General features: G+C 74.1%; 18 protein-coding genes. 4 read left to right on the forward strand and 14 right to left on the reverse strand.

What is annotated here, in order from left to right; translation table 11 throughout:
- Positions 1 to 9 precede the first annotated feature (9 nt).
- The gene (locus VKZ81_RS29815; protein ID WP_324245055.1) at positions 10 to 963 is read left to right on the forward strand and encodes an alpha/beta hydrolase; all 954 of its coding nucleotides are present in this window, start codon (positions 10 to 12) and stop codon (positions 961 to 963) included.
- Positions 964 to 973: 10 nt separating this feature from the next.
- Here VKZ81_RS29815 and VKZ81_RS29820 read toward each other — a convergent pair whose 3' ends face one another.
- The 6 genes from VKZ81_RS29820 to VKZ81_RS29845 all read right to left on the reverse strand — a co-directional run bounded on the left by VKZ81_RS29820 (position 974) and on the right by VKZ81_RS29845 (position 5786).
- Positions 974 to 1291, reverse strand: a complete 318-nt coding sequence (locus VKZ81_RS29820; RefSeq protein ID WP_324245056.1) for a hypothetical protein — start codon at positions 1289 to 1291, stop codon at positions 974 to 976.
- Positions 1292 to 1422: 131 nt separating this feature from the next.
- The gene (locus tag VKZ81_RS29825) at positions 1423 to 2190 is read right to left on the reverse strand and encodes an SGNH/GDSL hydrolase family protein (RefSeq protein WP_324245057.1); all 768 of its coding nucleotides are present in this window, start codon (positions 2188 to 2190) and stop codon (positions 1423 to 1425) included.
- A 145-nt stretch (positions 2191 to 2335) separates the two neighbouring features.
- Positions 2336 to 3637, reverse strand: coding sequence for an MFS transporter (locus VKZ81_RS29830; RefSeq protein ID WP_324245058.1), 1302 nt, complete (start codon positions 3635 to 3637; stop codon positions 2336 to 2338).
- Between the two features lie 3 nt (positions 3638 to 3640).
- Positions 3641 to 4759, reverse strand: coding sequence for an NDMA-dependent alcohol dehydrogenase (locus tag VKZ81_RS29835; protein WP_324245059.1), 1119 nt, complete (start codon positions 4757 to 4759; stop codon positions 3641 to 3643).
- A gap of 160 nt (positions 4760 to 4919) precedes the next feature.
- Positions 4920 to 5102 (reverse strand): YegP family protein, encoded by a 183-nt coding sequence (locus tag VKZ81_RS29840; protein WP_324245060.1) that lies wholly within the window; start codon positions 5100 to 5102, stop codon positions 4920 to 4922.
- 99 nt (positions 5103 to 5201) lie between these two features.
- Positions 5202 to 5786: a TetR/AcrR family transcriptional regulator gene (locus VKZ81_RS29845; protein WP_324245061.1), complete on the reverse strand. Its 585-nt coding sequence runs from the start codon at positions 5784 to 5786 to the stop codon at positions 5202 to 5204.
- Between the two features lie 49 nt (positions 5787 to 5835).
- Here VKZ81_RS29845 and VKZ81_RS29850 point away from each other — a divergent pair, with 49 nt between their 5' ends.
- The gene (locus tag VKZ81_RS29850) at positions 5836 to 6642 is read left to right on the forward strand and encodes a class I SAM-dependent methyltransferase (protein ID WP_324245062.1); all 807 of its coding nucleotides are present in this window, start codon (positions 5836 to 5838) and stop codon (positions 6640 to 6642) included.
- Here the strand turns inward: VKZ81_RS29850 and VKZ81_RS29855 are convergent.
- From VKZ81_RS29855 to VKZ81_RS29885, 7 genes are all read right to left on the reverse strand, one after another.
- On the reverse strand, positions 6608 to 7420 hold the full coding sequence (locus tag VKZ81_RS29855; protein ID WP_324245063.1) for an SDR family NAD(P)-dependent oxidoreductase: 813 nt from the start codon (positions 7418 to 7420) through the stop codon (positions 6608 to 6610). The two genes, VKZ81_RS29850 and VKZ81_RS29855, sit on opposite strands and share 35 nt — an antisense overlap.
- Positions 7421 to 7438: 18 nt before the next feature.
- The gene (locus tag VKZ81_RS29860; protein WP_324245064.1) at positions 7439 to 8758 is read right to left on the reverse strand and encodes a ferredoxin reductase family protein; all 1320 of its coding nucleotides are present in this window, start codon (positions 8756 to 8758) and stop codon (positions 7439 to 7441) included.
- Positions 8759 to 8863: 105 nt separating this feature from the next.
- Positions 8864 to 9808: a helix-turn-helix transcriptional regulator gene (locus VKZ81_RS29865; RefSeq protein WP_324245065.1), complete on the reverse strand. Its 945-nt coding sequence runs from the start codon at positions 9806 to 9808 to the stop codon at positions 8864 to 8866.
- Positions 9809 to 9863: 55 nt separating this feature from the next.
- Complete coding sequence (locus VKZ81_RS29870; protein ID WP_324245066.1) at positions 9864 to 11627, reverse strand: thiamine pyrophosphate-binding protein; 1764 nt, start codon at positions 11625 to 11627, stop codon at positions 9864 to 9866.
- 4 nt (positions 11628 to 11631) lie between these two features.
- The gene (locus VKZ81_RS29875; RefSeq protein WP_324245067.1) at positions 11632 to 13128 is read right to left on the reverse strand and encodes an aldehyde dehydrogenase family protein; all 1497 of its coding nucleotides are present in this window, start codon (positions 13126 to 13128) and stop codon (positions 11632 to 11634) included.
- Positions 13125 to 14858: a thiamine pyrophosphate-binding protein gene (locus VKZ81_RS29880; protein ID WP_324245068.1), complete on the reverse strand. Its 1734-nt coding sequence runs from the start codon at positions 14856 to 14858 to the stop codon at positions 13125 to 13127. The genes VKZ81_RS29875 and VKZ81_RS29880 overlap by 4 nt, the downstream gene beginning before the upstream one ends.
- A complete protein-coding gene (locus VKZ81_RS29885; RefSeq protein WP_324245069.1) occupies positions 14859 to 15836 on the reverse strand; it encodes a cupin domain-containing protein in 978 nt (325 codons plus the stop codon).
- An 83-nt stretch (positions 15837 to 15919) separates the two neighbouring features.
- Here VKZ81_RS29885 and VKZ81_RS29890 point away from each other — a divergent pair, with 83 nt between their 5' ends.
- Together VKZ81_RS29890 and VKZ81_RS29895 are read left to right on the forward strand one after the other, a co-directional pair.
- Positions 15920 to 17044 (forward strand): cupin domain-containing protein, encoded by a 1125-nt coding sequence (locus VKZ81_RS29890; protein ID WP_324245070.1) that lies wholly within the window; start codon positions 15920 to 15922, stop codon positions 17042 to 17044.
- Entirely contained in the window at positions 17041 to 18618 is a 1578-nt protein-coding gene (locus tag VKZ81_RS29895) for an ethanolamine ammonia-lyase reactivating factor EutA (protein ID WP_324245071.1), read from the forward strand. Before VKZ81_RS29890 ends, VKZ81_RS29895 begins: the two co-directional genes overlap by 4 nt.
- Here the strand turns inward: VKZ81_RS29895 and VKZ81_RS29900 are convergent.
- Positions 18615 to 19379: a FadR/GntR family transcriptional regulator gene (locus VKZ81_RS29900; RefSeq protein ID WP_324245072.1), complete on the reverse strand. Its 765-nt coding sequence runs from the start codon at positions 19377 to 19379 to the stop codon at positions 18615 to 18617. The genes VKZ81_RS29895 and VKZ81_RS29900 overlap by 4 nt on opposite strands.
- Positions 19380 to 19382: the final 3 nt, after the last annotated feature.

Below are 19382 nucleotides of genomic sequence, written 5' to 3' on the forward strand. Positions count from 1 at the left end.
GGAGGACCCGTGCCCCTCACCCTCGATCCCGAGGTGGCCGAGGCGTTCGCCCCGTTCGTTCCGCCGCCGGGCAGCACGCCCCCGCCCGCCGGGGACGTCGCCGCCCGGCGGGCGGTGCTGGAGCCGGTGTTCCGGCACGGCGACACCGCGCAGCCGTTCCCGGACGGCGTCACGGCCGCCGACCACGAGCTCGCCACCGGCGACGGCGCGACCATCCGGGCCCGCTGGTACACCCGCGCGGACGCCCCCGGTGTGCCCGGCCCAGCGGTGGTGTACGCGCACGGCGGCGGCATGATCGCGGGCGACGTCGACCTGTTCCACGGGACGGCGGCCCGCTACGTCGCGGCGAGCGGGACGCCGATCCTGTCGGTCGACTACCGGCTCGCCCCGGAGCACCCGCACCCGACGCCGGTCGAGGACGTTTACACCGCCCTGGTGTGGCTGCACGAGCACGCCGCCGAGCTGGGCGTCGACCCGGCGCGGATCGGGGTGTTCGGCGACAGCGCGGGTGGCGGGCTCGCCGCGGCGGTGGCGATCCTCGCCCGCGACCGCGGCGGGCCCGCGATCGCCCAGCAGATCCTCGTCATGCCGATGCTCGACGACCGCACCGTCACCCCGGACCCGCAGCTCGCCCCGTTCGCGGTCTGGACGTGGGATGACAACCGCACCGGCTGGGGCGCGCTGCTCGGACCCGCTGCGGGCGGCGCGGACGTGCCCGCCCACGCCGCGCCGGCGCGCGTCGCCGACCCGGCCGGGCTCCCGCCCGCCTACATCGAGGTGGGCCAGCTCGACATCTTCCGCGACGAGGACCTCACCTACGCGATGCGCCTCGCGCGGGCCGGGGTGCCGGTGGAGTTCCACCTGCACCCGGGGGTGCCGCACGAGTTCGACTTCATCGCGTTCGGCTCGGCGGCCGCCCGCCGGGCGCTCGCCGACCGGGTCCGGGTCCTCGCCTCGCTGTGACCGTGCGCGGTCAGCGCCGCGCCGACGGCTCCCACACCTCGCGCACGTCGAGGTCGGAGAACTTCGGCGGCTCGTCGCAGAGCTCGCCGAGGCGCGAGGCGAACTCGGCGGTCTCGGGCCGGCTCGAGTTCTCCATCGCCGCCTCGTAGGAGGCGAACTCCACGATGTTGTAGTAGACGCCGGGCCGGTTGCGGTCGGCGGTGATCGTGCTCCGCAGGGGGCTGGACGGGCGGCCGTCGTCGAGGCGGGCGCGGATCTCCTTCCCGAGCGCCTCGACCTCGTCCATGCGGGACGTGTGCATCTCGATGATCTGGATGAACCCGGCCATCGTCGACTCCTCACCCGGCACCGCCGCTATCGGCGGAGGGCGGCCGAACCTACGCCCGGGCCCGGGTGCCGGCCAGCTCCCGAACGGGTGGACTACCGCAGGTCGACCGGTGGTGACTCGGCCCGGTGGGTTCACCCCGATGCCCGCTCGGGGGCGGGCACCGGGATCCACGTCGCGTGCTTCGCGACCCGGCCGTCACCCGACGAGCGGCCCCGCAGCCTGCGGGCGAGCCAGGGCAGCACGTGCTCGCGGTAGTAGCGGGCCTCGGCGAGCAGGCCGCGGGCCGCGGCGGAGTCGTGGCCGGCGGCCCGGGCGGCCGGGCCCTCGCCCAGCGCGGCGAGCACGAGCTGCGCCACGCGCTCGTGCCCCGCCGCGTTCAGGTGCAGCCGGTCCGCCGACCAGTACCCGGGGCGGCGGATCTCGGCGTCGTGGAAGACGTCGACGAAGTCCACCCCGTGCGCGGCGGCCAGCGCGGCGACCCCTTCGGTCAGCCGGGCGGCGCGGCGGTGGATGGTCCGGCCGAACGGGAGCCGGTCCGACGGGTCGGCGCCGCTGATCAGCACGAGCCGCACGCCCGCCTCGGCGCACCGGCGGACCGCCCGCTCGGTGAGGGCGACCAGCCCAGCCACGTCGCACCCGGGGCGGAGCATGTCGTTGCCGCCGCCGTTGAGCGTGATCAGCGTGGGGGCGGGATCCAGCGCCAGGGCCGCCTCGAGCTGCTCGGTGACGATGGGTGCGAGCAGCCGCCCGCGCACGGCGAGGTTGGCGTAGTGCACCTGGCCGCCCCGGCCGGCCGCGAAGCCCGCCGCGACCCGGTCGGCCCACCCGCGGACCGCCCCGTCGGGGAGCTCGTCGCCGACCCCCTCGGTGAAGCTGTCGCCGATCGCCGCGTACCGCACCGCACCTCCTCGCGTCCCGACCGCCTGCCAGTTGACCACGGCGGGCGGCGGGGCTCGACCGCGGGCCCCGCCGATCGGGTCGGCGCCATCACGTCGGCGCCGTCGGGTCGGCGCCATCAAAGTCGGCGCCATCGGGTCGGCACCGTCAGGTGAGCGCCTCTCGGTGCGTCTCCCGGGCCGCGAGCACCGCGGTGAGCGAGACCGCCGAGATCGCCGCGTAGTAGCCGACGACCGCCCACACCGAGCCCGCCGCCGCGGACACCGTCGCGGCGATCAGCGGGAAGAGCCCGCCGATCACCCCGCCGACCTGGCGGCTCACGGCGAGCCCCGAGAACCGGCGGGCGGCGCCGCGGAACAGCTCGGCGAAGAAGCTGGCCTCCGTCGCGAAGATCATCGTCTGGATCACCGCGGGCGGGATCGCCATGGCCGTCACGATGAGCGCCGCGTTGCCGCTCGCGAGCATCGGGAAGAAGGCGAACGCGGTGTAGAGCGCGCCGACGACCAGCGACGCGGAGATCAGCAGGCGGCGGCCGACGACGTCGGACAGGCGCCCGAAGAGCGGGTTCATCGCGATGCCGACGATGTTGCCGATGAGCACCCCGTTCAGCATCACCGAGGTCGGGATCCCCAGCTCGCCAGAGCCGTGGACCAGCGCGTAGACGGTGAAGAGCTGCAGCATGCTCGTCTCGGTGATCACGCACAGGAACACCGTGAGGCACGCCTTGGGCTCCTCGCGCAGCGCCACGAGCAGCGGCGCCTTCGGCGGCGCCTCGGCGACGGCCCTGGTGAACACCGGCGACTCGTCGATCCGGGTGCGCACGTACACCCCGACCAGGACGAGCACGGCGCTGAGCAGGAACGGCACCCGCCAGCCCCAGGCCAGCGCCTGCTCGGTGGGCATGCTCGCCACCAGGGCGGCCGCGAGCGAGGCCAGCACCGATCCCAGCGCGCCGCCGATCTGGATCGTGCCCGCGTAGCCGCCGCGCTTGCCGTGTGGCGCGCTCTCGGCCGCCATGATCGTCGCGCCGACCGTCTCGCCGCCGAGCGCGAAGCCCTGGACGCACCGCAGCAGCGTGAGCAGGATCGGCGCGGCCACCCCGATCACCGCGTACGTGGGCAGCAGGCCGATCCCGGTGGTGGCGGCGCCCATCAGCACCAGCGTGACGAACATGATCGGCTTGCGGCCGATGCGGTCGCCGAAGTGGCCGAACACGAACCCGCCGAGCGGGCGCGCGACGTAGCCGACGGCGAACGTCGCGAGCACGGCGATCGTGCCCACCACCGGGTCGGCGTCCGGGTAGAACAGCTGGTTGAACACCACGGGGGCGATGAGCCCGAACAGCAGGAAGTCGAAGTACTCGATCGTGGTGCCGATGGTCCCCGAGAGCAGGACCCGGCGCCGCTGGACGCGGACCCGCGCGTCGTCGGCGGTGGTGCGGACGGGCACGGCTCAGTCCTCGTGCACGACGATCCCGCGGATGAGCTTGCCGTCGTCGAGGTCCTGGTAGCCCTGGTTGATCTCGTCGAGGGAGTACCTGCGCGTGATCAGCCCGTCGAGGTCGAGCCTGCCCTCGCGGTACAGGTCGAGCAGGCGCGGGATGTCGAGCAGCGGGTTGCACATGCCGAAGACGTGGCCCTGCACACGCCGCTGGTAGCCGACGAGCAGCCCGTTGGCCGCGAGCTGCACCTGCGTGTCGCTGCTGCGGCCGACCGAGGTGATCGTGACCTGGCCGCCCTTGCCGACGATCGCGGCCGCCTGCGAGACAACGTCCGAGGTCAGCACGCCGACGGTGCAGATGGCGTGGTCGGCGAGCTGGCCGCGGGTGGCCTGCACGACGAACTCGTGCGCCTCGGCCGCGTCGGCGAAGGCGTGGGTGGCGCCGAACTCGAGGGCCTTCTCGCGCTTGAACGCGACCGGGTCCACGGCGACGACGTGCCTCGCGCCCGCGAAGCGCGCGCCCTGCACGGCGTTCGACCCCACGCCGCCGATCCCGAAGATCACGACGGTGTCGCCCGCCCGCACGCCCGCCGCGTAGACCGCCGACCCCCAGCCGGTCGGCACCCCGCAGCCGGTGAGCGCGGCGACCTCGAACGGGATGTCGTGGTCGATCGGCACGCAGGACGCCTGTGAGACCACGGCGCGCTGCGAGAACGTGCCGAGCATGCAGAACCCGCCGAGGTCGGCGCCCCGGTCGTCGTGGAACCGGAACGTGCCGTCGGCGAGCATCCCGGTGACCATCTGGGCGCCCTGGTCGCAGAGGTTCTGCCGCCCGGAGGAGCAGTAGCGGCACGTGCCGCAGGCGGGGATGAACGAGCACACGACGTGATCGCCGGGCTTCACCCGCGTCACGTTCGGCCCGACCGCCTCGACGACGCCCGCGCCTTCGTGCCCGCCGACGATGGGCAGCCGGCACGGGGAGTCGCCGGTGCGCAGGTGCTCGTCGGAGTGGCACATGCCGGACACCGCGAACTTGATCCGCACCTCGCCCTCGCGCGGATCGTCGAGTTCGAGGTCGACCAGCTCCCAGGGTTTCCCGGTCTCCCGGATGACCGCTGCCTTCGTGCGCATGGCGCTCCCGTCGTCGTCGACCGGACGAGGTCACCGGGAACGCTAGGGATCACGCACGGTGCTGGGCGATCGACGCATGGCGGCGCGGCGGTACGTCATGCGTCGCAGGAAGGGCCGGGCGGGACCCGTTCCCGCCCGGCCCACCGTCACGACGAGCGGGTCAGGAGTCGACCTCGACGATCTGCGCGCCCTCGGCGGCGCGCTGCACCGACTCGCAGCCCTTGAGCGCCGACGCCTTCGTCTCGTACGCCTCACCGGTGGCGACGACCTGGCCGTTGGACGCCTTCAGTCGGAACCGGTACTTGCCCGCCCGGTCCTTGTACACCTCGAACTTGCCCGCCATGCCTGGTCCCCTTCACTTTCCGTGACGCTGGCGACGCGGAAGGTAGTAGAGGCGGCGGCGGGTCCCCGGCGACGCGCCGCACCCGGACGGGGGATGGGTCTAAGCCTGCGGCGTGACGCCTGCGAGGGCGGTCGCGACGACCCGGTGCACCTCCTGCTCCGCGGGCGGGTGGTCGGCGCCCGCGAACAGCATGTGCGCGCTGCCGACCAGGGTCAGCGCGAGCGCGTCGACGTCGGCGCCCGCCGCGAGGCGGCCGAGCTCGCGCTCCGCCGCGAGGTAGCCGGCGATCATGCTCGTGGCCTGCGCGAGCAGCGGGATGCCGGTCAGCCCGGCCGCGCGCAGCCGGGCGCGCAGGCCGTCGCGGGCGGTGACGAGCCCGACGATCCCGACGGCGACCGGCCCGAACACGCGGGTCAGCGCGGCGGTGACGTTGCCGGTGACGGTGCCGGTGCCCGCCGAGGCGGGCAGGGGGTCGGCGTCGAGCCTGCGGATGCGGTCGATCACCAGCTCGGTGAGGAAGGCGTCGAAGTCGGCGAAGTGCCGGTGCAGCACCCCCTTGGCGACCCCGGCCTCGTCGGTGACCGCCCGGCTGGTCAGCGCGTTCGGCCCGGCGCGCAGCAGGATGCGCTCCGCGGCCGCGAACAGCTGCTCGCGCGGGTCGCGCAGGGCAACCCCGGTCGGCATTCGACCTCCTGTCGTCCACGAGTGGGCGCGTGCCCACTAGTGTGGGCGCATGCCCACTGTTCATGAGGACCCCCACCGCGCCCGCGACGTCGCGGAGTCGTTCGGCGTGGACCCCGAACGTTACGACCGGGCCCGCCCGCGCTACCCGGACGCCCTGGTCGAACGGGTCGTCGCCGCGAGCCCGGGCGGGCTCGTCCTCGACGTCGGCTGCGGCACCGGCATCGCCGCCCGGCGGTTCCAGGCCGCGGGCTGCACGGTGCTGGGCGTCGACCCGGACCCGCGGATGGCGGACCGGGCGCGCGGGCAGGGCCTCGCCGTGGACGTCGCGACGTTCGAGGAGTGGGACCCGGCCGGGCGCACGTTCGACGCGGTGGTGTCCGGGATGACGTGGCACTGGGTGGAACCGGTCGCCGGCGCGCGCAAGGCCGCGCAGGTGCTGCGGCCCGGGGGGCGGATCGCGCTGTTCTGGTACGTGCTGCAGCCGCCGCCCGACCTGGCCGAGGCGTTCACTGCCGTGTACCGACGCCTGTTGCCGGGCACGCCGCTCGCGAACGGGCCGTTCCCCGGCGTCGACGCCTATTCGGCGAACCTCACCAGGGCAGCCGACGGGATGGCCGAGGCGGGCGGCTTCGGCGAGCCGGAGCGGTGGCGGTTCGACTGGGACCGGGCCTACGACCGCGACGGCTGGCTGGAGTTCGTGCCCACGGCGGGCGGGTTCCACCTGATCCCCGCGGACACCCGGGAGGAGCTGCTCGCCGGGCTCGGCGCCGCCGTCGACGCGGCGGGCGGTGGCTTCACGATGCACCTCACCGCGATCGCGGTCAGCGCGGTGCGCGCCCCAGCGCCTCCGCGATGAGCCGGTCCGACAGCTCGCGCAGCCGCCTGCGCGCGTCGGGGTCGCCGGCCTGGGGATGCGGGTCGGCCGGATCGGGGCGGTTGCTGTCGAAGTAGCGGCCCGTGGTGGTGGCGAGGCCCTCGTCGAGGATGAGGCGCAGCGTCGCCCTGCCGCCTTCCTCCAGCGTGCTGAGCGGGGCGCCGAAGCCCTCCCGCACCATCGTCGTCGGCATGAGCGTGGCCGGGTGCAGCGCGTTGACGGTGACGCCGGTGCCGCGCAGCTCCTCGGCCAGGTCGATGGCGGCCATGATCTGCGCGAGCTTGCTCTGCCGGTAGGCGCGCATGCCGGAGTAGGACCGCTCGAGCAGCGGGTCGGAGAAGTCGATCGGCTCCTGCCCGATCGAGGCGACGTTGACCACGCGCGCGGGCGCCGACGCGACGAGCTTCGGCACCAGCCGCTGCGCCAGGTGGTAGCCGGCCAGGTGGTTCACGGCGAACCGCAGCTCGATGCCGTCGGCGCTCACCTCCCGCCGGCGCGGGTCGGCGCCCGCGCCCACGCCCGCGTTGTTGACCAGCACGGCGAGCCGGTCGACCCGCTCGAGCACCTCGTCGGCGAGCCGGTCCACCTGCCGCAGCTCCGCGAGGTCCGCCTGCACGGTGTCGACACCCAGCTCGTCGCGCAGGGCGCGCAGCCGCTCCGGGTTGCGTCCGTGGGCGAGCACCCGGTGCCCGGCCTTCGCGAGCTCGGTGGTCACGTACCGGCCGAGCCCGTCGGTCGCGCCGGTCACGAGGATCGTCATGGCAGAAGAGATTAGTGATCAGGCGAGGCTGAACCGTTCGGCGTGCACCTGGCGGCGGGGGACGCCGAGCGCGCGGAGGCTGTCGAGCACCGCGTCGGTCATCGCGGGCGGGCCGCAGACGTAGACGTCCCGGTCGGCGATGTCCGGCACGAGCGCCCGCAGGTTCTCGGGCGCGAACGGGCGGAACGGCGGATCGCCCGCCCCCGTCCGCCCGGCCAGCAGGTGCAGCTGCGCGCCGCGCTCGTCCGCGAGCTTCGAAAGCTCACCCAGCAGCACGGCGTCGTCGGTGTCGCGCACCCGGTAGAGGACGACGGTGGGCCCGCTCGCCTCCTCCAGCATCGCGCGGATCGGGGTGATGCCCACGCCGCCCGCGATGTGGACCGCGGCCGGCCGCGTGCGCTGCACCGCGGTGAACGCGCCGTAGGGGCCCTCGAGGAATGCGGGCGTGCCGACCGGCAGCCGCCGCAACCCGGCGCTGGTCGTGCCGACGGCCTTCGCGGTGAGCCGCAGCGTGCGCCCGTCGGGCGCGGCGGACAGCGAGAACGGGTTGGCCTGCCACCAGCCGTTGTGGGCGGGGAAGCGCCAGATGAAGAACTGCCCGGCCCGCGCGCCGAGCCGGTCGAGGTCGCGCCCGGTGACGTGCACGGACACCACGTCGTCCGATTCCGGGACGACCGCGGCCACCCGGAACCGGTGCCGGGCGTTGCGCCAGATCGGCAGCGCGATCCGGCCGCCGACGAACGCGAGCAGCACCAGCGCCCACACCGTCCACCAGTAGGCGCGGGCGGCGGGCGAGGAGGCGAACGTGGTGCCCTCCAGCCCCTGGTGGACCAGCGCGAGCAGCACGGCGAGGTAGAGGCCGACGTGGAGGGCGTGCCAGGTCTCGTAGCTCATGCGCCTGCGCAGCCGCCGCAGCGAGGTCGCGGAGATCACGAGGATGATCGCGGCGGCGCACATCCCGAGCAGCGACGCGACCACCCCGGCGAGGCTCGCGAACGTCGCGAGCACGGGCATCGAGTAGAGCGTCGCGTAGCCGAGCACCACCAGCACCCCGTGGGTGAGCACGGTCCAGGCGAGCGTGAAGCCGATGACGCGGTGCCAGCGGGTGAGCCGGTCCATGCCGATCCGCCGGTCGAGGAACGGCAGCCGGGCCACCAGCACCAGCTGCAGCATCATGAGCGACGCCGCGTGCAGCGCGAAGAACTTCGCGGCGGTCAGCACGGCGTTCTTGCCCTCGCCCGCGGTGGCGAACAGCGCCTCGACGACCGCGAGGTGGACCAGGAACCCGCCGGCGAGCACGGCCTGCGCCACCACCGCGGGCGGGAGAGCCGTCTGCACGCCCGGGCTCCGAACCGCCACGGCACACCCCCATACCCTCGAACAACGAAGACCGTATTCCCCGGGCCGATGTCGCGCGGCGGCGGTCGGGCGTTCCAGCCCGCGCTAGCCCTGCCCGGCGAGCCAGCGGCCGACCTGCTGGAGGTGGGCCAGCACCTCCGGCGGGCCCTCGAGCTCGGCCCCCGGCCCGAGCGCCACGACGTCGCGCGCGAGGTGGTGCAGCGAGTCGGCCCCGAGCACGACGGTGCAGGACGCCGCGTCGACCGGCTGGATCCGGGCGAGGATCGACATCGGCAGCCGGGCCCGCACCTCTTCGGCGGGCGCCGGGACCCTGGCGCGCACCGAGTAGCGGTAGGGCGCGGAGGCGATCGCCTCCCGCACCTGCTCGACCGGGTCGCCCGCGGGCAACTCGCGGGGCGTGAACGGCAGGCGCACCGACTCGGGGCGGTCGATGCGGTCGACCCGGAACGTCCGCCAGTCCCCGGCCCGGGTGTCGAACGCGATCAGGTACCACAGGCCGTACGTCGTCACCACGCGGTGCGGCTCCACCCGCCGTTCGGTGACCGACCCGTCGCGGCGGCGGTAGTCGAACCGGACGATCTCCCGGTCCCGCACGGCCCCCGCCAGCACGGCGAGCACCCCCGGGTCGATCCGGGCGGCCCGGTGGTCGGGCACCGACACCACCGACGCGTCGACGGCCGCGACCCGCCTGCGCAGCCGCGCCGGCATCACCTGGGTGAGCTTCGCCAGCGCGCGGCCGGCCGTCTCGCCGTCGGCGACGGTGCCGAGCAGGCTCGTCGCGATCGCGACCGCCTCGTCGTCGTCCAGCAACAGCGGCGGCAGGTCCTCACCGGAGGTGAGCCGGTAGCCGCCCGCGGTGCCCGTGGTGCTCTCGACCGGGTAGCCGAGCTCGCGCAGCCGGCCCACGTCGCGCCGCACCGTCCGGTCGGTGACCCCGAGCCGTTCGGCGAGCTCCGTGCCCGCCCACTCCCGCCTGTTCTGCAGCAGGCTGAGCAGGCGCAGCAGGCGGGCCGGGGTGGACAGGGTCACGCCGGATCTCTACGGCACCGCCGCCCGGGCGGCAACCCGGGCGGCGGGCTCGCGGCTACTTCGGCTGGCAGACCACGTCCACCAGCGCGGGGGAGCCCGTCTCCAGCACGTGCGCCGCGGCCCGCCGCACCGCCTCCTCCACCGCCCCCGGGTCGGTGATCGGCCCCTCGGCGTGCCAGCCGAACCCGGTCGCCACGGCCGCGAAGTCGGGGGCCGGGTCGTCGATGGCCATGCCGATGTGGGCGCGCTCGGCGGGGGTGCCGCGCTGTGCGGCGAGCTTCTCCTGGTGCTCCCAGTCGTTGTAGTAGGCCCGGTTGTTGAACATCACCACCAGCAGGGGCAGCCGATAGCGGCTCGCCACCCACAGGGCGCCGACGTCGAACATCAGGTCGCCGTCGGGCTGCAGGTCCACGACGAGCCGCCCCGTCCCCTTGTGGGCGAGCGCGACCCCCAGCGAGATGCCGATCTGCGTGGCGGTGCCCAGCTGCTTCCCGGGGTGGCGGTGCGGGGCGTCGAAGTCCCACAGCCGCAGCGCCCACTCCGCGGCGGTGCCCGCGGTGAGCACCCAGTCGTGGTCGCGCACGACGTTCCAGACCGCCGCCGCGAGCTGCGCGGTGGCCACGGGCGTCTCCCCGGCGACGGCGGCGGCGTGCTGCGCCCAGCCCGCCCACACCTCGTCGTGCACCTCGGTGAGCCTGCGGGTCCAGGCCGCGCGCTCGGCGGCGCGCTCCGGGGTGTCGTGTGCCAGCAGGGTGCGGCACTCCTCGACGAGCAGCGGCAGCGCCACCGCGGTGTCGGCGACGACCGCGTGGGCGGCCGGGATCTGCTGGGCGTAGTCCTCGCTCCACGACGAGGTGCCGATGTCGCCGAAGCCGATCGAGAGCACCCGGCAGCCCGGCGCCAGCCGGGAGACGTTGCGCCGCGCCAGCCGGTCGGTGCGGTGGGTCGGCTTCACCATGTCCTTGACGTCGACGAACAACACGCAATCGGCCTCGTCGATCGCGTCGGTGTCGCTCACGCACAACGGGTGGCGGGTCGGGAAGTTGAGCCGCCAGTGCGTGTCGATCGCCCCGATGCCGACCAGCTCGGCGAGGTCGACGAGGTGCCCGAACGACGCGGGGTCGCGCCCCGGGTAGGCCAGCACCATCACCGGGCGCTTCGCCGCGCACAGCTCCCGGGCCAGCGCGCGCAGCGCGGCCGGGTCCGGCGCGACCGGGGCAGGCGCCGCGGCCAGCGCGGCGACCTCGTCCACCGGCACCGGCTCGTCGACCGGGTCCTCCTGCAGGCCCGCGTCGAGCGCGACGTAGGTCGGGCCTGCGGGCGGGGTGGTCGCGATCCGGTAGGCGCGGGCGAGCACGCCGGGCACCGCCTCGATCGAGCGCGGCTCGTGGTCCCACTTCGTGTACTCGCGCACCGCCTGGCCCTGCACGTTGGCCGAGTGGATCCAGTCGATGTAGGGCCTGCGCCGCTCGTGGTCGGCCGGGCCGGACCCGCCGAGGACGAGCACGGGGGTGCGGTCGGCGTAGGCGTAGTAGACGCCCATCGTGCCCTGCAGCAGCCCGACGAGGTCGTGCAGGACCACGCCCATCGCGCGCCCGGACGCCTTCGCGTAGCCGTGGGCCAGCGCGACGGCGATCTTCTCGTGCGGGCACTCGATGATCTGCATCTCGTCGCCCGCGTAGTTGACGAGCGAGTCGTGCAGGCCGCGGTAGGACGAGCCCGGGTTGAGCGCGATGTAGGGCAGGTCGAGCCGGCGCAGCGCGTCGACCATGACGTCGGAGCCCCAGACGGGTTTGTCGTAGGGAGCGTGGTTGGGCATGGCGTCAGCTCCAGTCGGGGTCGGCGGCCGGCAGCGTGATGGTGATCGTCTTCTCGCGCGTGTAGGACAGGAGCTCCTGGTGCGAGTTCTCCTTGCCCAGGCCGCTGTGCTTCCAGCCGCCGAAGGGGGAGCCGGGCGGGCGGCGCCCGGTGCCGTTGACGTACACGTAGCCGGCCTGCAGCTCGCCCGCGAGCCGGTGCGCCACCCGCAGGTCGCGGGTGTAGACGTTGGCGGTGAGCCCGTAGTCGGTGTCGTTGGCCCGCCGCACGGCGTCGTCGAGGTCGGTGAACCCCATGACGGCCATGACCGGCCCGAACACCTCCTCGCGGGCGATCGGCATGTCGTCGGTGACGTCGGTGAACACCGTGGGCTCGACGAAGTAGCCGCGCTCGGGCCCCGGCGGGCGGGACCCGCCGACGGCGACCGTCGCCCCGGAGGCCTTCGCGCGCTCGATGTGGTCGAGCACGCGCGCGTGGTGCTCGGCGAACGCGACCGGGCCGACGTCGTTGGCCTCGTCGCACGGGTCGCCGACGCGCAGCGCCCGCACCCGCTCCAGCAGCGCCTCGGTGAACTCCGCCCTGATCCGCTCGTGCACGTACAGCCGCGAGGTCGACCCGCAGGACTGCCCGTTGCTGCGGGCGATGTTCATGCTGGCGACGGCGTCGCGGGCGGCGGTGCGCGGGTCCACGTCGGGGCAGACGATCAGCGGGTTCTTGCCGCCGAGCTCGAGGGTGACGTGGGCGAGGTTGCGCGCCGCGGTGGTGAGGATCCGCCTGCCGGTCGGCACCGAGCCGGTGAACGCCACCCGTTGCACGCCGGGGTGCCCGACGAGCGCCTCGCCCAGCTCGGTCCCGGTGCCGGTCAGGACGGTCAGCACGCCCGGCGGGAGCACGGCCTCGGCGATCTCGGCGAGCGCGATCGCCGACAGCGACGTCTGCTCGCCGGGCTTCACGATCACCGCGTTGCCGGCGGCGAGCGCGGCGGCCGCCTTGCCGCAGGCGAACTTGAACGGGTGGTTGAACGGCACGATCCGCACGACCACCCCGTAGGGCTCACGCCGGGTGAACGAGACGGTCTCGGCACCGGTGGGGGTGCTCTCGCCGTGCGTCTGGCCGGCGAGGCCGGCGTAGTAGTGCAGCTCGCGGACCGTCGAGTCGATGTCGCCGCGCATGCCCGCGATCGGGTTGCCGCTGTCGAGGGTGTCCAGCACGGCGAGCCGGTCGGCGACCTCGGCGACGGCGGCGGCGAGGTCGCGCAGCAGCGCCGCCCGCTTCGTCCAGCCCAGCGCCCGCCACGGCCCCGAGGCCTCCTGCGCGGTCCGCACGGCGAGGTCGGCGTCGGCGGCCCCGGCGGCGGGCACGGTGCCGAGCAGCTCCTCGGTGGTCGGGTCGATGCAGTCCATCCGGGCGCCGGACGTGGCCTCGCGCCACCGCCCGCCGATCGACATCAGCGCGTGCACCGGTGGGGCGCCGCGCGCCACACGGCCCAGCACCCGGCTCATGCCGGCTCCGTCCGCACGTGGACCACGGCGAGCCGGCCCTCCTGCGCCGCGGCGAGCGCCTTGGTGAACGCGCCCGCGAGCTCGTCGGGCTCGGTGACGGTGCCCGCCGTCCAGCAGCCGTAGGAGGCGGCGAGGGCGTCGATGTCGACGGCGGGGTCGGCGATCCGCATGCCGATCCAGCTGTTGTCGACCGGCCGCCCGCGCTCGCGGGCCACGGCCGCCTGGTGCGGCTCGTCGTTGTAGAACGAGCCGTTGTCGTTGACGACGAGCAGCCCGGGGATCCGGTGGTGCACGGCCGTCCAGAGCGCACCGGCGGCCATCAGCAGGTCTCCGTCGCCGATGATCCCGACGCCGAGCAGGCCCCGGTCGCGGGCGGCGAGCGCCCCGCCGACGAAGGCGCCCGGTCCGTAGCCGACGCCACCGCCCCCGGAGTGCCCGAGGTAGCTGCCCGCGCCGGGCAGCTCCCACACGCCCTCCGGCCAGCTGCGGGTGTTGCGCAGGCACAGCAGGTGACCGGTGTCGCGCACGGCCGACCAGAGCTCGGCCACCAGCCGCGCGGGGCTGATCGGCCGGGCGTCGAGGCGTCGGGTCCGCGTGGCCGCGGCCCGCTGCGCGCGGACCCGCTCCACCACCCGCTCGCGCCGCTCCGCGGCGTCCGGTGCCCGCTCCCGCAGCGCGGCGAGCAGCTGGCGCGCCCCGGTCAGCGGGTCGGCGAGCAGCTGCGCCGCCCGCGGGAACGGGGTGGCGAACGCGTTGCTCCACGACCGCTGTCCCAGGTGCCCGGTGGAGACGTCCACGATGGACGGAAACGCCGTCGGCGCGCTCGCCCGCTCCCGGCCGCGGCGGCGCAGCCGGCCCGGTACGTCCGGGACCCCGATCGCGAGGACGACGTCGGCGTCGGCGAGCCAGCTCGCGTCGCCGGTGCCGTTCTGCGGGTGGGTGGTGGGGAAGGAGACCGAGTTGCGGTCCTCGACGTAGGCCGCCCCGAGCAGCTCCACCAGCTCGACCAGCACCGGCGTGGCGGCGGGGTCGTGGTCCATCGCCCCGGCGGTGACGACGGGGCGCTGCGCGGCGAGCAGCACCTCGACGGCCCGATCGACGCAGGCCTCGTCGGCCGCCGGGGGAGGGGCCGGCGCGAAGCCGGCCAGATCGGGGAGCGGCACGGGTGCGGTGAGCGCGGCCTCCTGCACGCCCGCGTCCAGCGAGACGTAGGCGGGCCCGCGCGGGACGCTGGCGGCCCGCTGGTGGGCGGTCAGCACGTCCGCGACGGCGGCGGCGGGGGTGGCGGGCTCGGCGTCCCACACGACGAAGTCGCGCACGAGCTCGGCCTGGGTGGTGGCCGAGTGCACCCAGTCGATCGGGCGGCGCAGCGCCGGGTCGGCCGGGCCGCTGCCGCCGAGGACGAGCAGCGGGACGCGGTCGCAGAACGCGTCGTAGACGGCCATCGAGGCGTGCATGAGCCCGACGAGGTCGTGCACGAGCGCGACGCCCACCTGGCCGGAGCCCTTGGCGTAACCGTGGGCGAGGGAGACCGCGATCTCCTCGTGCAGGCACAGCAGCAGCTGCGGGTCGTGGTTGCCGCCGTGGTTGACCAGCGAGTCGTGCAGCCCGCGGAACGACGAGCCGGGGTTGAGCGGCACGTACCGGGTGCCGAGCGCCCGCAGCAGGTCCACGACGAGGTCGCTGCCGTAACGGGCGGGGCCTGCCACGACCCCGGACGGGCGCTCCATTCAGAACACCTTGACGTTGTCGTAGCCCAGGTGCTTGAAGAGGCGGTTCTGGAAGCTCAACAGGTGCAGCGGCGTGCCGTCCGCGGCGAAGTGCTGGGCCACCGTGTTCGGCGGGACGTAGAGGATGTCGCCCTGGCCGAACTCGTGGCGGCTCGGCTCGAGCGCGATGTGGGCGTAGTACCGGTCGGCGATCTCGGCCTGCACCTCCCAGTGCAGCGAGTAGCCGTCGCCGGAGAGCGCGTAGAGGACCTCGTCGGCCATCTTCCAGTAGCGCGGCGTGGACCCGCCCGCCTCGATCGCCCACTCGAAGGCGTCCACGCTGAACAGCCGCGCGTGATCGGTGCGAGGGCTCGTCATCACCCGGACCCGGCCCAGCTCGGTGTCCTCCCACACCGTGTCCTCGACGCTGATCACCTTGCGGCGTTCCAGCACGCCGGGGGTCCAGATCTGCGACCAGTCCTCGCGCGGGCCGAACTCGTCGGGCCGGTCGATGTCGCCGCCCCGCCCCTGCTGCAGCAGCCCGAGGAACATCCAGCTGCTCTTGGCCTTGACGACGAGGGCGAGCGCCTTCTCGTCGTAGGGGTTGAAGTGCTGGTGCACCGAGTCGGTGTGGACGAAGACGAAGTCGCCGACCTTCCAGTCGTAGCGGTGGCCGTCGTGGATCTCGTAGCCGGCGCCCTCGAGGATGTAGAAGGCGGCCTCGTTCTGGTGGCCGTGGCCCCGGTTGCTGCCGTGCCCGTCGATCTCGACGAAGTGCACCTGCAGCGACTGGGTGAGGAACTCCTCGTCGCCCGGCCCGATCCGCCACCACGTGCGGGACTTCTTGGTCGTGCTGTTGTGCGCCACGGCGTCGCCGTGGTCGGTGACGAACGTGGCGTCCCTGACCCGGGGGTGGGACAGCTGACGGCGGCGGAACGCCTCGAGCTCGTACTTGTCGGACTCCAGACCGCGCACGAACACGCGACCGTCTTCACCCACGGTGACCTCCTCGGCGCCGCTGCGACGGCCTTAAGGTCTAGTGGTTAGACCAATAGCTGTCAAGCTTGCTACTGTGCCGGGCCATGGCCAAGGACGCGCTCGTCAACGAGGACTTCGCCGCGAAGTTCGCCACCGAGAAGGACTCCCCGTACACGCGGTGGGTGGCGGCCGAGGGGCTCGACATCATCGCCGCCCACCACATCCCGGACCTGCGCACCGTCGAGCTCAAGCCGTGGGCGCGCCGCGGCGGGCGCGGCGTGTTCATCAACCACGAGGCGACCCGCACCTCGAACGACTGCTACGTGTGCGAGATCCCCCCGGGCGGGGAGCTGGCGCCCCAGCGGCAGCTCTACGAGGAGATGATCCTCGTCCTCGACGGGCACGGGTCCACGCGCGTGTGGAACGACGCGGGCGCCGAGGTCACCTTCGAGTGGGGCCCCGGCTCGCTGTTCGCGATCCCGCTCAACACCCACCACCAGCACTTCAACGGCTCCGGGCAGCGGCCGGCCCGCTACGTCGCCTCCACGAACCTCCCGCCCGTGCTCAACCTCTACGACGACGTCGACTTCGTCTTCGGCACGGCGCACGACTTCCCGAAGCGGTTCGCGGGCGAGCCCGACTACTTCGCGCCCAAGGGCGAGCAGAAGGGCCTGCTGCTCGACACCAACTTCGTCGCCGACGCGGTCAACCTGCCGCTCGTCGAGGCCGAGGAACGCGGCGCGGGCGGCGGGCACATCCGCTTCGCCATGGCCAGGGGGTCGATGAACAGCCACATCTCGCAGTTCCCGACCGCCACCTACAAGAAGGCGCACCGGCACGGCCCGGGCGCCCACGTGATCGTCCTGTCCGGCCGGGGCTACAGCCTGATGTGGCCGGAGGGGGAGGAGCCGCGCCGTTACGACTGGGGCCCCGGCACGCTGATCGTTCCGCCGAACATGTGGTTCCACCAGCACTTCAACAGCGGCACCGAGCCCGCCCGCTACCTCGCCTTCAAACACGAGGTGGTGTCCGTGCGCAACGCGCAGGGCGTGCCGAAGGCCTGGATCAGCAGGCGCATCGGCGGCGACCAGATCGACTACGCCGACGAGTCGCCGGAGGTCCGCGAGATGTTCCGCAAGGCCCTCGCCGAGCACGGCATGGAGCCGCAGATGGACGCCTTCTACGAGGCCGAGCTCGCCACCCTGCCGCCGAAGGCCGCCTCGGTGTGAGCGACCACCACCATCACCACGGGCACGGGCACCACGGCCACGGGCACCACCACCTCAACGACGACCACCACCACGACGGCCACCACCACGACGAGCCCCTCGGTCCGATCGAGGACAACCCGATCTGGCAGCAGGACAACGTCACGCTGGCGAGCGTCGGGATGGACATCGGCTCCTCGGGCACCCAGGTGGTGTTCTCCCGGCTGCACCTGCGCCGGATCGGCGAGGAGCTGACCAGCCGCTACGTGGTGGTCCGGCGGGAGACCACCTACCGGTCCCCGGTGGTGCTCACGCCGTACGCGGCCGCCGACCCGGGGCTGATCGACGCCGAGGCGCTCGGCACCATCATCGACACCGCCTACGCCGAGGCCCGCGTCCACCCCGACGACGTCGACACCGGCGTCGTGATCCTCACCGGCGAGGCCCTGCGGCGGCGCAACGCCGAGGCGATCGCCGCGGTGCTGGCCGACCGGGGTGGCTCGCTGGTCACGGCGACCGCGGGCCACCACATGGAGGCGATGCTCGCCGGCTACGGCTCCGGGGCGGCGCAGGCGTCCCACGACGCGGGCAGCCGCATCCTCCTGGTCGACGTCGGCGGCGGGACCACCAAGCTCGCCCTGCTGGACGCCGGGCGCGTCGCCGCCACCGCCGCCGTGCACGTCGGCGGCCGGCTGCAGGTCGTCGACGACGCCGGCACGATCGTGCGGCTCGACCCGGCGGGCCGCGCGCACGCCGCCCGCGCCGGCTACCGCTTCGAGGTCGGCGACCGCGTCGCGCCCGCCGACCTGGAGCGGGTTGCCCAGGGCATGGCCGACGTGGTCGTCGCGGCCGTCACCGGAGGCGCCGAGGCGGAGCCGTTCCTGCTGACCGAGCCGCTGGGCGAGCTCGGCCGCATCGACGGCGTCATGTTCTCCGGTGGCGTGGCCGAGTACGTCTACGGCCGCGAGCAGCGGCGCTTCGGCGACCTCGGCCAGCCGCTCGGTGCGGCGCTGCGCCGGCGGGTCGACGCGGGGGCGCTGCCGGGCGGGCTGCTGCCCCCGGGCGAGTGCATCCGCGCGACGGCGCTCGGGGCGAGCGAGCACAGCGTCCAGCTCAGCGGCAACACCTGCTGGATCTCCGACGCGGACGCGCTGCTGCCGCGGCGCAACCTGCAGGTGGCGCGCCCGGCCTACGAGCTGGGGGAGGCCGTGGACGACGCCGCGATCGCCGCGGCCGTCCGCCGCCACCTCGCCAAGCTCGGCGCCGACGGCACGGACGCAACCGACGACGGCGCCGACGTCGCACTGGCGATGTCCTGGTCGGGGCCGCCGCGCTACCAGCGCGTCCTCGCCTTCGCCCGCGGCATCCGCGACGGCCTCGCCGACCGGATCGCCCGCGGGAGGCCCGTCTACGTCGTGCTCGACGGCGACGTGGCCATGACGCTCGGCAGGCTGCTGTGCGAGGAGCTGGAGGTGACCGCGGACATCCTCGTCGTCGACGGGCTGGCGCTGCGCGACTTCGACTACGTCGACATCGGCCGGGTCCGGCATCCGTCGAACACGGTGCCGGTGACGATCAAGTCGCTGCTGTTCTAGCCCTCGTGGCTCGCGACCCGCTCGGCCGTGCGGGTGAGGTGGACGCGCATGAGCTCGGTGGCGCGATCCACGTCGCGCGCCGCGACCGCGTCGACGAGCGCGCGGTGCTCCTCCACGCCGAGCTCTCCGTGGCTCGGCGCGGTGGAGCGGGCCTCCTGCAGCGAGCGGATCATCGGGTCGTGCAGCGACTCGGCGAGCAGCGCGATCGCGCGGTTGTGGGTGCTGCGGGCGAACCTCGAGTGCCACTCCGCCGACAGCGCCAGCGGGTAGTCGCCTGCCTCGGCGGCCGCGGTGGCGCGGTCGCAGATCTCGTAGAGCGCCGCGATGTCGTCGGCGGTGGCGCGCTCGCACACCAGCGGCACGAGGCCGAGCTCGAAGATCATCCGCGCCTCGGTGACCTCCACGGCCGACAGGCTCGACAGCGAGATGAGGTCGGCGATGCCCTCGCCGACCATGCGGCTGCTCGGCGCGGTGACGAACGCGCCGCCGCGGGCGCCGACGCGGATGTCGACGAGACCGGTGGCCTCCAGCACCCGGAGGGCCTCACGCACGGTGACGCGGCTGACGCCGAACCGCTCGCACAGCTCCCGCTCGCTCGGGAGTCGATCACCCGCTGTGAGCTGTCCGGAGCGGATCAGCAGGCGGATCTGGTCGACGATGACCTCGGAGATGCGGCCGACGCTGACCTTGCTGAGCAGGTCACCCTTGTTCGGCGCGGCGCCGCCATCCGTCGCTGGGGCAGTGGTTCCGGGCCTCGTCACTCA

Origin of the sequence: Pseudonocardia sp. (assembly GCF_035305885.1) — a bacterium.
Taxonomy (GTDB): domain Bacteria; phylum Actinomycetota; class Actinomycetes; order Mycobacteriales; family Pseudonocardiaceae; genus Pseudonocardia.